Source organism: Haliea atlantica (genome assembly GCF_054779855.1).
The window spans coordinates 593,460-606,956 of the sequence record NZ_BAAGXL010000003.1 but is presented as its reverse complement, the minus strand read 5'-3'; the positions used below and the strand labels follow the sequence as shown (position 1 = coordinate 606,956).

At 70.3% G+C, this 13,497-nt stretch carries 9 protein-coding genes; 5 read left to right on the top strand and 4 right to left on the bottom strand.

Translation table 11 applies throughout. From position 1 onward, the window contains the following. Nucleotides 1-47: 47 nt before the first annotated feature. The 4 genes from ACYVGS_RS02820 to ACYVGS_RS02805 all read right to left on the bottom strand — a co-directional run bounded on the left by ACYVGS_RS02820 (nucleotide 48) and on the right by ACYVGS_RS02805 (nucleotide 7,653). Complete coding sequence (locus tag ACYVGS_RS02820; protein ID WP_460587117.1) at nucleotides 48-1,229, bottom strand: helix-turn-helix transcriptional regulator; 1,182 nt, start codon at nucleotides 1,227-1,229, stop codon at nucleotides 48-50. Further along, nucleotides 1,226-4,765, bottom strand: a complete 3,540-nt coding sequence (locus ACYVGS_RS02815; RefSeq protein WP_460587116.1) for a DUF1631 family protein — start codon at nucleotides 4,763-4,765, stop codon at nucleotides 1,226-1,228. Before ACYVGS_RS02815 ends, ACYVGS_RS02820 begins: the two co-directional genes overlap by 4 nt. Before the next feature lie 113 nt (nucleotides 4,766-4,878). Then, entirely contained in the window at nucleotides 4,879-6,861 is a 1,983-nt protein-coding gene (locus tag ACYVGS_RS02810) for a pyrroloquinoline quinone-dependent dehydrogenase (protein WP_460587115.1), read from the bottom strand. A gap of 15 nt (nucleotides 6,862-6,876) precedes the next feature. Then, a complete protein-coding gene (locus ACYVGS_RS02805; RefSeq protein WP_460587114.1) occupies nucleotides 6,877-7,653 on the bottom strand; it encodes an SDR family oxidoreductase in 777 nt (258 codons plus the stop codon). 228 nt (nucleotides 7,654-7,881) lie between these two features. On the opposite strand from ACYVGS_RS02805, the gene npdG reads away from it, so the two are divergent. Genes npdG through cofH form a run of 5 tightly spaced genes read left to right on the top strand, consistent with a single transcriptional unit; the run spans nucleotide 7,882 to nucleotide 13,496 of the window. Then, entirely contained in the window at nucleotides 7,882-8,568 is a 687-nt protein-coding gene (npdG, locus tag ACYVGS_RS02800) for an NADPH-dependent F420 reductase (RefSeq protein WP_460587113.1), read from the top strand. Continuing rightward, nucleotides 8,565-9,332 carry a coenzyme F420-0:L-glutamate ligase gene (cofE, locus tag ACYVGS_RS02795; RefSeq protein ID WP_460587112.1) on the top strand — a complete coding sequence of 256 codons (768 nt, stop codon included), beginning with the start codon at nucleotides 8,565-8,567 and terminating at the stop codon, nucleotides 9,330-9,332. Before npdG ends, cofE begins: the two co-directional genes overlap by 4 nt. Next, a complete protein-coding gene (gene cofD, locus ACYVGS_RS02790; protein ID WP_460587111.1) occupies nucleotides 9,332-10,285 on the top strand; it encodes a 2-phospho-L-lactate transferase in 954 nt (317 codons plus the stop codon). The genes cofE and cofD overlap by 1 nt, the downstream gene beginning before the upstream one ends. Next, nucleotides 10,285-10,995 carry a CofC family guanylyltransferase gene (gene cofC, locus ACYVGS_RS02785; RefSeq protein WP_460587110.1) on the top strand — a complete coding sequence of 237 codons (711 nt, stop codon included), beginning with the start codon at nucleotides 10,285-10,287 and terminating at the stop codon, nucleotides 10,993-10,995. The genes cofD and cofC overlap by 1 nt, the downstream gene beginning before the upstream one ends. Beyond that, nucleotides 10,992-13,496, top strand: coding sequence for a radical SAM protein (cofH, locus tag ACYVGS_RS02780; protein WP_460587109.1), 2,505 nt, complete (start codon nucleotides 10,992-10,994; stop codon nucleotides 13,494-13,496). The genes cofC and cofH overlap by 4 nt, the downstream gene beginning before the upstream one ends. Nucleotide 13,497 lies beyond the last annotated feature (1 nt).

The following is a 13,497-nucleotide window of genomic DNA, read 5'->3' as shown; positions in this document are numbered from 1 at the left end:
ACAGGGGGCCCAAGCAATGTGCGCCCCCTGCTCTCGCTTAGGCCGCCTCAGGCCAGTGAGGCGACGCTTTTCAGGACCAGGCGCACCAGCTCGGCCTGGCGCGAGACGCCGGTCTTGGCGAAGATCGACTTGAGCTGCGCGCGGGCGGTGTGCTGGGAGATGTTCTGGGCCTCGGAGACCTCCGCCAGGCTCAGCCCCCGGGAGAGCAGAATGGCCAGGTTGGATTCCGCCGGGGTCAGGTCGAACAGCTGGCCCAGGGTGGCCTGGGAGGCGGATTCGCGGATGTCGGGGTCAGAGATGAATACCGCCACACAGGGGCTGGACTGCCCCTCGCCCCACTCCGAGGCCGGGACCGGGCGCAGCACCAGCCCGAGCTGGGCGCGCCCGGCGGAGCGCGGCACGCGCAGCGCCCGCACCACCGAGGTTTCACCGCGGTGCTGGGCGCGGACGATGGTCTCCAGGGCGTTCTGCAGCTCGCGGTTGCTGTCGCGGCTTTCGATCACCAGGTGTTGCCCGCGCTGGGTGATGCCGTCGGCTTCGTCGAGCATGGCCTTGGCCACGGCGTTGGTGCTGAGCACGTGGCCCTGTTCGTCGAGCAACACGCTGGCCACCGACAGCCGCTCCACCGCGCCGGCGTAGAGGTCGCGCTCGGAGGTGGTGCGGCCGAGGGTGGCGTAGAGCTGGATGGCCAGGCGCAGGTGCGGCACCAGGCGCTCCAGCAGCGCGCGCTCGCTGTTGCTGAAGGAGGCCTCGTCCCGGCGGCGGGAAAAGCGCAGGCGCGCCAGCATGCCCCCCGGCTCCACCGTATCCACGCCGAGGATGCGGAACAGTCCGGCGGGCTCCAGGTAGTGGCGGTAATACTCGGAGTCGATCAACTCGTCGTCGGCGAGTACATCCTCCAGCGTGACCACGCGGTCCGGTGGCAGATTGACAAAGGGGTCGAGGGCGAAGAACTGCTCGCGGTAGGCGGTGACCTCCCAGTCGTTGGGGTCGGAGAGCGTCGCCTGCTGCCGGTCGCGCAGGCTGTTGAGGATCACCCCGCGGTCGTCCTCGGCCGGCGGGCGCAGCACCAGCGAGACCACGTGGGCGTCGAACAGCTCGCGCAGCAGGGGCAGGGCGGTGGCCCAGGGGGGCTCTTCCAGGGGGCCGCGGTAGAGGGCATCCAGCAGTGCGTCGTAGCCCGCCGGTATGGCCCCGCTGTAGGCCAGCAGCTCGCGCCCGACAGTCATGTCGCCACCCTGGAGAGGTCCCGGGTGACTTCGTCCAGGAGCACCGGACGCCCGACGCCCCAGCCCTGCAGGTAGTCCACGCCTATCTCCCGAAGCTGCTCCATGACCGACTGGTTCTCCACGCATTCAGCGATGGTTTCCTGACCCAGGAAGTGGGCCAGGTCGTTGATGGCGCGGGCCATGGCGAGGTCGCTCGGGTTGGTCTCCAGGCCCTGAACGAAGCTGCCGTCGATCTTGACATAGTCCACCGGGAGCTCCCGCAGGTAATTGTGGCTCTCCAGCCCGGTGCCGAAGTCGTCGATGGAGAATTTGCAGCCGATGTTGCGGAAAGCGCGCACGAAGTCCGCCGCGCGGGTGAGATTGTTGATGGTGCCGACCTCGGTGATTTCAAAGCACAGGCGGTTGGTGCCGACGCCGAACTCGGAGATCTGCTCGAAGAGGAAGTCCATGAAGCTGTCGTCAGTCACGCTGCTGCCGGAGAGGTTGATCGCCACCGCCGGCACCACCTTCTGGGCGTCCATCAGGCCGCTGATCCAGCGGAAGGCCTCGCGCACCACCCAGCGATCCACCAGGGGCATCAGGCGGTAGCGCTCGGCAGACTGTATGAAGGGCAGGGGCGAGCCCGGCCGGCCCTCGCTGTCGCGCACCGCCAGCAGCAGCTCGTAGTGGCGCGTCGCCAGTTGCTGGCCGTCGATGGCGGTCTTGACGATGGGCTGTGCCCGCAACACGAAGCGGTCGCTGTTCATCGCCTCTTCCAGGGCGCGGCGCGAACGCTGATGTTCCTGCCGCTGGCGCGCGACCACCGCCTGGTCCTGCCGCCAGTGGCGGACGCAGTTGCCGCCCTCGCACTTGGCCGCCTCCAGCGCGGCACCGGCCTGCTCGAAGAGGCTCGCGCTGTCCGCGGTCACGTCGCGAATGGCGGCGACGCCGATCGCCACCGTAAAGCTGACCGCCTCCCCTTCGACGGGCAGGGAGGCGGCGGCAATGTCGCTGCGCACCTGTTCGGCCACCGCCATGGCCTGGCTCTCGTTGTGGTCGACCAGCAGCAGGGCGAAGCGGTCGCCCTCGAGGCGGGCGGAGGAAAGCTTGCGGCCGTGGCCCTGGCTCAGAAGCCGCGCGAACTGGTCGAGGATCTCGTCCCCCAGCACCCGGTCGTAGACGTCGTTGACCAGGTGGAAACTGTCGATGTCCAGCAGCAGCAGGGCGTGTTCCGCCGCGTGTTGCTGGGCGTGGCGCAGGGCGCGGGCGAGTTGCTTCTCGAAGGCCTCGCGGTTGATCAGGCGGGTGACCTGGTCGTGGTTGCGCTCGAAGCTCAGATGCCGTTGCGCGGCTTCCAGCGTGCTGTACATGCTGCGGTCGACCACCGAGAGGTGTTCTTCCGGGGTCGGGGGTTTGACGCCGTGGCTGAGGCGGCGGGCCAGGGCGACCCGGCCCAGTTCCGCGACCTTCTGGCCGCGCTCATTGACGAAAAGGTAGCGCTCGCCGTCCTCGCTGATCCAGGCCAGGCGCATGCGCAGGGATCGCCCCTGGCGGTCGCGATAGCTGAGCCAGGTGCCCAGCTCGAGTTGTTCCACGCGGCGTACCCAGCGGCGCAGGTGGCGGGTTTGTTCGATGCGCTGACGCTGGCGCTGGACGCGCTGGTCCTCGCTCTCCGCCGCTTCGGGGGCCGCGGTCAGGGCGACCGGGGTGTCCCCCGCGAGAATGCCGCGCAGGGTGTCCAGGTGGGCGGTGATCTCCGGCGAGCCGAGGCTCGCGGCGCTGATTTGCTGCTCCAGCAGGTCGACGAAGGGGCCGGCCTCCAGGGCCTGCTGCACCAGGGCATCGCCGTCCAGGGCCCCCTCGTCGCGCTCCTGCAGCCAGCCGGCCAGCTGTTGCAGCATGTGGGCCTGCTCCCGCCAGTCCTCGCTGTCGGGCCCCTGCTTGACCCGCACCAGCACCATCAGGTCGCGCCAGCCGCCGGCCAGCACCTCCAGCAGGATCGCGGGGGCCTCCGGGGAGGGCAGGGTCTGGGCAATCAGCTGGTCCACGGCCTGCCGCGCACGCTCCAGCCTGGCCTTGCCCTCCCGCGCCGCCACCACCCGCTCGATATTGCGGTTGAGGGCGCTGGCCTGCTGCTGACCGAGGTGTTCCAGCTGTGTCAGCGCATCGGCGAAGACGCTGCTGTCGCCGTCGTAGCGTTCGGCAATCTCCCCGGCAATTGCCTGCAGCCGCTGCTCCAGCACCCGGTTGGGAAAGTTGGCCTCGGTCGCCAGGGCGGCCAGGCGGTCCATCAGCTGCCGGGCCGGGTGGGCCGGGTCGAGGAAGAAGTGCGGTTCGTGCAGGGCCAGTCGTGCCAGGGGCAACTGCAGGCGCTCGACTGTCGGCCGCAGGGCCTCGTGCAGGTTGAAGTGGGCATCCAGGGTCCCGAACAGCCGGTCCACCAGCTGCAGGCGGCTGCGGCTCTCGCGGTTGACGCCGCGGGTGCCGGCCAGCTCGGGCAGGGCATCCAGGTGCTCCTCCAGCCAGCTCAGCAGCGAGCCCGCGCGCTGCAGCGCCGCCTGCAGCTCGGCCGGATCCCGCTGCTGCAGCGCGGCCAGGCTCTGGGCGACCTCGCTTTCCCCGGCCAGGCCACCGCTGCCGGGCTGGCCGTCTGCGGGCGCTGGGGCATGGCCTGCCTGTGTTTCCAGGGCGCGCAGCACCGACGCATAGAGGGCCGCGGCGCGGGGTTCCTCGGCCGCGGCGGGCTCTGCGCCGGTGTCCTCGCTCGCGTCGCTCAGGGGTCGCGCGTCCACTAGGCTGTCATTGCCGGCGGCACCGCGCGCCTCGGCAATCAGGCGTCGCCGCTGCGACTGGCGCTGCTGCACGGTGGCCTGCTTGAGCAGCGAGCCCCGGGAACGGATCTCCTGTTCCAGGCCGGGGCGCACCCCGTGCTCCTCGAGCCACGCATTCAGGCTGCGGTAGTCGGTGTCCAGGGGGCGGATGAACTCGCGGATGAAGCACTCGAAGATGCGCGGCAGGGTGCGGGCGGGAATGCGCTGCTCCTCGAGGGCGCGCTGCAGGGCGCGGGTCAGCTGTGCGGGGTGTTCCGGCAGGCGCAATCGCAGGGGGTCAATGCCCGCCAGTTGCGCCACGCGGATCTGCAGCGCCTCGATCGCCGGGCTGTGCTGTTCCTCACCGACGCTGACCACGCGTTCCTGGGCCAGGAAATCCTCGAAAGCGTCGAGGTCGACCAGGTCCAGGGCGCCGCCGCTCTCGATCACGTCCCACCACTGGTCGTGCTGCTCCGCCGGCGGACAGAGGTCGTCGCGGAAGCGCCCCAGCTCGACCAGCCAGCGCTCGCTCAGGACCGTGCGGCGCTGGCGCAGCAACATCAGGCAGTCCATCAGGCTGCCGCGGCCAATGCCCGGCGCGCGCGGGCTGTGGGACAGTTCGGTGAGATAGTCGATCAGTGCGTCGACGAAGTCGCTCATGCGCCGCCCCAGCACCTGGTCGCTGTAGCGGCGAAACCCGGTCAGCAGTTGACGGTTTTGAGCGTTACCTGCGATCTCGCCTGACATGCAATCCCTGCGGCTGGGGGAGCCGCGCGCAGCGCGTCACTGCCGCGGATCCTCGGACGGTATGCCTGCGAGTATACCCCCAGCGGGCGCCGGGGGTGAACTGATCCGCGGGTCTAGCGGTCTTTTCCGCGCAGGCGGAAGGCCATGATGGCGTCGCCGGACTCCGACCAGCCGTGGCCACCGGCGGCGAGTACCACGAACTGCTGACCACTGCGGCTGCCGCGGAAGCTGAGCGGGGTGGCGTTGCCGGTGTAGGGCAGGTCGTACTCCCAGACCACCTCGCCACTGTGCAGGTCGAAGGCGCGGAAGTAGCTGTCGGTGGTGGCGGCGATGAACACCAGCCCGCCGGCCGTCACCAGCGGGCCACCGGCGTTCGGCGTGCCGGTCTCGAACCAGAGGGGCCAGGGGGCCTGGCCGCGGGTGGTGCCCAGGGGCCGGCGCCAGAGGACCTCGCCGCTGGCCAGGTCGACGGCCGTGAGGGTGCCCCAGGGGCGCGGGTTGCAGGGGGCCCCCAGCGGGGAGAACAGGGGGAAGCGCTTGGCGCCGTAGGCGGTCCCGGTCATCGGGTAGTACTCCAGGGGGTAACTGCCCTGGGGGTTGAGCGCGTCGTAGTCGTCCCGGGGAATCAGCTGTACCACCGAGGCCAGGTGCATCTGGTTGACCACCAGGATGCCGCGCCCGGGGTCGATGCCCACGCCGCCCCAGTTGATACCGCCAGTGGTACTGGGGTAGAGCACGCTGCCCTCGAGCGAGGGGGGCGTGAACATGCCCTCGTTGCGGTACTTCGCCAGTTCCCGCTGGCAGGCCAGCTTGTCCAGCCAGACGAAGCCGTCCATGTCCTCTTCGCTGAGCTGCTGCGGCAGGTGCAGGGGGCTGGGGTGGGTGGGAAAGGGCTGGGTTGGCGACAGTTTTTCTCCCGGCACGCCGTCCTGGGGCACGGGCCGCTCTTCCACCGGGTACAGCGGCTCGCCGGTGGCGCGATCGAGCAGGAAGATGTGACCCATCTTGGTGGCCTGGGCCAGGCCCGGGCGGCCGCCGCCGACACCCGGCAGCTGGAACAGGGTCGGCTGCGAGGCGACATCGTAGTCCCAGACGTCGTGGTGCACGGTCTGGAAGTGCCAGCGGTACTCGCCGGTGGCGGCGTCCAGGGCCACCACCGAGGAGCCGTAGGTGTCCAGACCGTCGCGGTCGCCGCCGTAGAGGTCGGGGGAGGGGTTGCCGGTGGGCACATAGATCAGGCCGAGTTCCGGGTCGCCGGACATCGGTGCCCAGACATTGGGGCTGCCCAGGTGATAGCGGGCCTGGCCCCGCTCGTCGCGGTGGCGCTCGCGGTAGTCCTCGGTCACCGGTTCCCAGGCCCAGGCCAGCTCGCCACTGCGCACGTCGAAGGCCCGCACCACGCCGCTGGGCACGTCGACGCGGTCGTTGTCGGGGACCATGGCGCCCAGGACTGCGACGTCATCCTGGATCCAGGGGGGCGAGGTGGGGTAGTACTCGAAGGGACCGGCGCCGGTGATCTCCTCTTTCAGCGCCACCCGGCCATTGTCGCCGAAGTCTGCGCAGGGCTCACCGTCCCGGGCATCCAGGGCAATCAGTTCGGCGTCCCGGGTGCCATAGAGGATGCGGGTACCGCAGTGCTGGCCGCGCTCTTGCGGCTCGCCGCTCTCCCAGTAGGCCACGCCGCGGCAGACCACCGGGTAGAGGCCGCTGTGGCGGTTGCGCACCTCGGGGTCGAAGGACCAGCGCTCGGCGCCGGTCTCGGCATCCAGGGCGAAGACCCGGCCGAAGGGGGTGCAGTAGAATAGGCTGTCCTCGACCACCAGCGGGGTTACCTGCAGGGAGGCGAAGCCCCACTCCCCGGTGCCGTCGCTGGTATCCCCGGAGCGGTGTTCCCAGGCCAGCTCGAGCTGCTCCACATTGCCGGCGTGGATCTCGCCGAGGGGGCTGAACTGGCGTGCGCCCTCGCCGCCGTAATGGCGCCATTCCGCGGTGTCGGGGCCCACTGGAGGCGCCTCGCCTGCGGCCTGGGGCGGGGTGCCGCTGCCGGCCTGGCAGCCGGCAGTGAGGGCGATCAGTGCCAGCAGAGCTGGACGCAAGGCGGACACCTGCGGTTACCGGTCGGTGTTGGCGGCGTCCAGGAAGGCGGGTTTTTCCCCGCCGCCGTGGACCGCGAAACTGGTGCCGCTGACGTAGGAGGACAGCGGCGACCCCAGGAACAGGCAGGCGTTGCCAATATCCCCGGGCACTGCCATGCGCCCCAGGGGAATGGTGCGGCCAACCGCGGCCACGCCCTCGGCGTCACCGTAGTGCAGGTGCGATTGCTCGGTCTCCACCAGGCCGGCGATGATGGCGTTGACGCGCACTTTCGGGCCCCACTCCACGGCGAGGGAGTGGCCCAGGTTGACCAGGCCGGCCTTGGCGGCGCCGTAGGCGGCGGTGCCGGGGGAGGGGCGGATGGTGCTGACGCTGGCGATGTTGATGATGCTGCCGCCGTCTTCCTGCCCCTGCATCACCCGGTTGGCCAGCTGCGCGGCGTGCAGGGGCGCGGTCAGGTTGAGGGTGATGATCGACTCGTGGAAGCGCGGGGAGACGCTGGCCGCCTCGGCGTAGGGTGCGCCGCCGGCGTTGTTCACCAGCACGTCAAGGCGTCCGAAGCGTTCCACCACCTGGTTGATCATGGTCTCGAGCTGGTCGTACTTGCGCACGTCACAGGTGAAGAAGACCGCCTCGCGATCGCCGACAGCGGGCAGGGTTTCCGGCGGGTTGCGCCCGCAGATGGCGACGTCGGCGCCGGCCTCGAGGAAGCGCTCCGTGATTCCCTTGCCGACGCCCTTGCCCCCTCCGGTAACCAGTACGGTGCGGCCAGTGAAATCCAGCGGGTTGTGCATGATCTTGGGTTCCTTGCTGTGCAGTTTCGGGTCTGTGGCGGCGGCGTGCCGGCAACTTGTGGTCGCCGGTTGAATTGCCTAAGATGCCACGGCTTCGCGCATCCTACCCGCTTCCCCGGTGATCCGGAAATGTCGGAGGAGGCGCTGCACTGTCGGGGGTGGACTTTCGCCGGCCCGGTTGGCCAGGCTAAACCGGTCACCCCTCCATCCAGCTAGCAGGACATAACTATGGCAACTGATTCTTTGCCCGTGCTCGCCATTCTCGGCGGCACCGGGGATCTCGGCACGGGTCTGGCACGCCGCTGGGCCAAGGCGGGCTACCGCGTCATCATCGGTTCGCGGACCCAGGACAAGGCGGAAGCCGCGGTGGCCGACCTGGAGAAGGTCATGGCCGAGCGCGGCCTGGAGCGGGTGGATGTCGAGGCCATGGAGAACCTGGCCGCGGCCCAGGCGGCGGACATCGTTGCCATCACCGTTCCCTTCAGCCATCAGAAGAGCACCCTGGAAAGCGTGGCGGCTGCCCTGCAGGGCAAGATCCTGATCGACGTCACCGTCCCCCTGGTGCCGCCGAAGGTGGCTCGCGTACAGCTGCCGGAAGAGGGCAGCGCCGGCCAGATCGCCCAGAATCTTCTGGGCGAGGGTGTCAAGGTGGTCTCCGCCTTCCAGAACGTCGCCGCGGCACACCTCCAGGGCGACGGCCCGGTGGACTGCGACGTACTGGTCTGCGGCAACAGCAAGGACGCCCGCGGCGAAGTGATCCAGCTGGTCGAGGCGGCTGGGATGCGCGGCTTCCACGCCGGGATGATCAACAACGCCGCGGCTGCCGAGGCCCTGACCTCGGTGCTGATCGTGATCAACAAGCAGTACAGCTGCCACGCCGGCATCCGCATCAGCGGCCTGGACAGCCATGAATGAGTGCCCGGCTTGAGCTGATTGCACTCGAGGGCATTCCCCGGGTGGAACCCGGGGATGACCTCGCTGCCCTGATTGCCCGCGCGCTGGCTGACAACGACCTGGTCCTGCGTGCCGACGACGTGGTCGTGGTGGCGCAGAAAATTGTCTCCAAGGCGGAGAATCGCTACTGCCGCCTGGCCGAGGTCGAGCCGGGGCCGCGGGCCCTGGACCTGGCGCGCCAGGCGGACAAGGACCCGCGCCTGGTAGAGCTGATCCTGCGCGAGAGTCGCGAGGTGGTGCGGGTGCGCCCGGGGGTGATTATCGTCGAGCACCGCTGCGGCTATGTGCACGCCAATGCCGGTATCGACCGCTCCAATATCCACACCGATCCGGACGACCCGCGGGTGCTGCTGCTGCCGCAGGACTGCGATGCCTCCGCGCGCACTCTGCGCAGCGGCCTCGAGGCGCAGTGCGGCGTGGCCCCGCATGTGCTGATCAACGACAGCGCGGGCCGTGCCTGGCGCACCGGTACGGTGGGCCTGGCCCTGGGTTGCGCCGGCTTCGATCCGCTGTTCAACCAGATCGGTGGCAGCGACCTGTTCGGCAACCGCCTCGAGGTCACCGAGCCCGCGGTCGCCGATGAACTGGCGGCGGCGGCCTCGCTGGTCATGGGGCAGGCGGCCGAGGGCCTGCCGGTGGTGCTGGCCCGGGGCCTGTCCCTGCGGCCCGCGGCGCGGGATGCCAGCGCCCTGCTGCGCCCACGCCACATGGACATGTTCCGCTGATGGCGACGCCAGCGGTTCTCGCGCTCTCCGGCGGAGTCGGCGGCGCCCGCCTGTGCACCGGCCTGGCGGATATCCTGCCCCCGGAGGCGCTGCACATTGCCTGCAATGTCGCCGACGACTTCCGGCACCTGGGGCTGACCATCTGCCCGGATATCGATACCGTGCTTTACAACCTCTCGGGGCGCAACGACCCGGCCCAGGGCTGGGGCGTGGCCGGGGAGAGCTGGCAGGTGCTCGAGGCCCTCGCCGAGCTGGACGCGCCGACCTGGTTCCGGCTGGGGGATCGCGACCTCGCCACCCACCTGTTTCGCGCCGGGCGCCTGGCGGACGGGGCCAGCCTGTCCACCGTGACCGCCGAACTGGCCGAACGCCTGGGGATTGGCGCCCGGCTCTACCCGGTGACCGAGCAGCCCCTGGCGACCCGCGTCGACACCGACGACGGGGAGCTGCCCTTCCAGGAATACTTCGTGCGTCGCCAGTGCCAGCCGCGGGTACGGGGTTTCCGCTTCGCCGGGCTGGAAGCGGCCCGGTTGCAGCCGCAGCTCGCGGCCCTGGCGCGGCCCAGGGCCCTGGACGCGGTGATCATTTGCCCCTCCAATCCCTTTGTCAGCGTGGATCCCATCCTTTTGGTGGAGGACTTCTGGCAGCGTCTGCGTGACACTGGCGCCCCGGTGGCGGCGATTTCGCCGATCATTGGCGGCCGCGCGGTGAAAGGCCCGGCGGGCAAGATGCTGGCCGAGCTGAACCTGCCGGTCACCGCCCTGGGTGTCGCGCAGTGGTATGCGACGCGCTACCCGGGCCTGGTGTCCGTGTTTGTGCTGGACGAGGAGGACGCGGCCCTGGCCGCGGAGGTGGAGAACCTGGGCATGCGTGCGCTGGTGGTACCGACATGGATGCGCAGCCGCGAGGATAAACAGGTCCTGGCTCGCGCCTGCCTGGACGGCCTGCGCTGATGTCCGCCCGCGTGCACGCCCTGGTGCCCCTGAAGGATCTGGAGGCGGCCAAGACCCGCCTCGCGGATCTGTTGTCACGGGACCAGCGGCGTGCGCTGGTGCGCGCCATGGCCGCCGACGTGCTGGCGGTGTTGGTGGCACATCCCGCGGTGGCGACCGTGACCGTGCTCTCGGACGCCCCCGAGGTGGCCGTGCTGGCGCGGGAGGCCGGTGCCCGCCACTGGTCTGAAGCGGCTCTGCTGGCGGGCACTGGCTGCGACGGCGATGGCCTGCGGCCGGCGGATCCCCTCAACCGGGTCCTGCAGGCGGCCGCGGCGCGCGTGGCGGCGACGGCCGAACCGGGGGCACTGACCCTGGTGCTGCACGCCGACCTGCCCTGCCTGGGGGCGGCGGACATCGATGCCGCCCTCGCGGCTCGCGAATCTTGCGGCGGGATGGTGCTCGGCTGCGACGCCGCCGGGACCGGCAGCAACCTGCTGCTCTGCGCCGCCGCCGCGCCGCCGGTATTCCAGTTTGGACCAGGCAGCGCCGAGGCCCATCGTCGCGGGGCGGAAACCCATAAAAGCCCGTTCCGGTGCTTGCACTTGCCGGGGGTGGCCAGCGATATTGACACCCCGCAGGACCTGCAGCAGCTCGACCGGCAGGCCCCCGGGCCGCGGACGACAGCCTGGCTGCACGGCTGGCACCACGAGGACACGAGGAGCGCATGAATAACTGGCAGCAATTCTGGCAGCAGTGCCTGGACGGACATCTTCCCGCGCGGGAACAGGCCCTGGCCCTGGCCGAGTGCCACGACAGCGCCGGCCTGCTGGCCGTGGCCGCTCAGCTGCGCGACCGCGGCCACGGCAACCTGGTGACCTACTCGCGCAAGGTGTTCATTCCCCTGACGCGCCTGTGCCGCGACGTCTGTCACTACTGCACCTTTGCCACCACGCCGAAAAAGGTCGAGTCGCCCTACCTGAGCGTGGAGGAAGTGCTGGAGCTGTGCCGGCAGGGCGCGGCCATGGGCTGCCAGGAGGCCCTGCTGACCCTGGGCGAGAAGCCTGAACTGCGCTATCGCGCGGCGCGCGAGGCCCTGGCGGAGATGGGCTTTGCCACGACACTGGAATACGTGGCCCACGTGGCGCAGCGGATCCTCGAGGAAACCGGGCTGCTGCCGCACATCAACGCCGGCTGCATGAGCGACGAGGAAATCGCTTTCCTGCGCCCGGTCAGCGCCTCCATGGGCATCATGCTGGAATCCGCCGCCGAGCGCCTGTGCGAGAAGGGCATGCCGCACTACGGGTCCCCGGACAAGGTGCCCGCGGTGCGCCTCGAGACCCTGGAGCGCGCCGGCGCGGCGAAGGTGCCCTTTACCTCGGGCATCCTGATCGGCATCGGCGAGACCCGCCGCGAGCGCATCGAATCCCTGCTGGCCCTGCGCGAGGTGCACCAGCGCCACGGGCATCTGCAGGAAATCATCGTGCAGAACTTCCGCGCCAAGCCCGGCACGCTGATGGCCGGCGCCCCGGAGCCGGACCTGGACGAGCTGCTGTGGACCCTGGCGGTGGCGCGCATCCTGTTCGGCGCCGAGATGAGCCTGCAGGCGCCGCCCAACCTGAGCCCCGGCGTGCTGCCGCAGCTGCTCGGCGCGGGGATCAACGACTGGGGCGGTGTCTCCCCGCTGACTCCCGACCACGTCAACCCGGAAGCGCCCTGGCCCCACCTGGACCAGCTGGCCCGGGAGACCGCCAGCGCCGGCAAATTCCTCGAGCAGCGGCTGACCATCTACCCGGCCTACGCCCTGCAGGCCGATACCTGGCTCGACCCGGCCCTGCGCGCCGCGGTCATGCGCCAGCAGGATGCCCAGGGTTTTGCCCGCCGCGACGACTGGGTGCCCGGTGAGGAAAAGCCCGTGCCGCCGGTGGAGGCGGAGTTGCTGGCGCAGCCGGTGAATGCCTTCGCCGTGGCCGCCGACCTGCGCGCCATCGTCGAGCGCTGCGAGCGCGCCGAGGCCCTGGACGAGGCCGACGTGACCCGCCTGTTCAGCGCCCGCGGGCCGGAGTTCCGCTACCTGGTGGACGCCGCCGACCGGCTGCGCCGCCAGCGCTGTGGCGACAGCGTCAGCTACGTGATCAATCGCAATATCAACTACACCAACGTCTGCTACTTCAAGTGCCAGTTCTGCGCCTTCTCCAAGGGCAAGCACAACGAGGCACTGCGCGGGCGCCCCTACGACATCAGCGCCACCGAGATCGCCCGGCGCTGCCGCGAGGCCTGGGCCCGGGGCGCCACCGAAGTCTGCATGCAGGGGGGCATCCACCCCGACTACACCGGGCAGACCTACCTGGATATCCTCGCCACCGTGCGCGCCGCCACGCCGGGTATGCACATCCACGCCTTCTCGCCGCTGGAAGTGTGGCAGGGGGCGGCGACCCTGGGGGTCTCCCTGGAGGACTTCCTGCGCCAGCTCAAGGCCGCCGGCCTGGACACCCTGCCGGGCACCGCCGCCGAAGTCCTCGACGACGAGGTGCGGGCGGTCCTCTGCCCGGACAAGCTGAACACCGCCGAGTGGCTGGAGGTGATGGAGACCGCCCACCGGGTCGGCTTCCGCACCACCGCCACCATCATGTACGGGCACATCGAGGCGCCGCGGCACTGGGCCCGCCACCTGCTGGCGATCCGCGAGCTGCAGGCGCGCAGCGGCGGCTTCACTGAGCTGGTGCCGCTGCCCTTCGTGCACATGGAGGCACCGATGTTCCTGCGCGGCCGCGCCCGCCGCGGCCCGACCTTCCGCGAGGCGGTGCTGATGCACGCGGTCTCGCGCCTGGTCATGCACGGCCACATCGACAACATCCAGACCAGCTGGGTGAAGATGGGCGCCGCCGGTGTCGATGTCTGCCTGAACGCCGGCGCCAATGACCTCGGCGGCACGCTGATGAACGAGAGCATCACCCGCGCCGCGGGTGCCGCCCACGGCCAGGAGTGGGCGCCGGCGGTGATGGAACAGCGCATATCTGCCCTGGGGCGGAGGCCGCGCCTGCGCACCACCCTCTACGGCGATGCCCCGGCCGAGCGCCGCAGCGCGGCGGACAGCGGCGTCGAGCTGCTGGCCATCGAGAACCAGGACGCCGGCAAGCGCGCCCGGGACAAGCGCCTGCTGCTGGCCAGCGAGCTGCCGCGAGCGGTCGTCCCGGCGGAACAGGTGGTCCTGCTGGCGGCCTGCAACTGAA

Excerpts from the sequence above, each read along its gene's own strand:
- ACYVGS_RS02805 (WP_460587114.1), bottom strand. The coding sequence starts at position 7,653 with ATGCACAACCCGCTGGATTTCACTGGCCGCACCGTACTGGTTACCGGA.
- ACYVGS_RS02820 (WP_460587117.1), bottom strand. The coding sequence starts at position 1,229 with ATGACTGTCGGGCGCGAGCTGCTGGCCTACAGCGGGGCCATACCGGCG.
- npdG (WP_460587113.1), top strand. The coding sequence starts at position 7,882 with ATGGCAACTGATTCTTTGCCCGTGCTCGCCATTCTCGGCGGCACCGGG.
- cofD (WP_460587111.1), top strand. The coding sequence starts at position 9,332 with ATGGCGACGCCAGCGGTTCTCGCGCTCTCCGGCGGAGTCGGCGGCGCC.
- ACYVGS_RS02815 (WP_460587116.1), bottom strand. The coding sequence starts at position 4,765 with ATGTCAGGCGAGATCGCAGGTAACGCTCAAAACCGTCAACTGCTGACC.
- cofE (WP_460587112.1), top strand. The coding sequence starts at position 8,565 with ATGAGTGCCCGGCTTGAGCTGATTGCACTCGAGGGCATTCCCCGGGTG.
- cofH (WP_460587109.1), top strand. The coding sequence starts at position 10,992 with ATGAATAACTGGCAGCAATTCTGGCAGCAGTGCCTGGACGGACATCTT.
- cofC (WP_460587110.1), top strand. The coding sequence starts at position 10,285 with ATGTCCGCCCGCGTGCACGCCCTGGTGCCCCTGAAGGATCTGGAGGCG.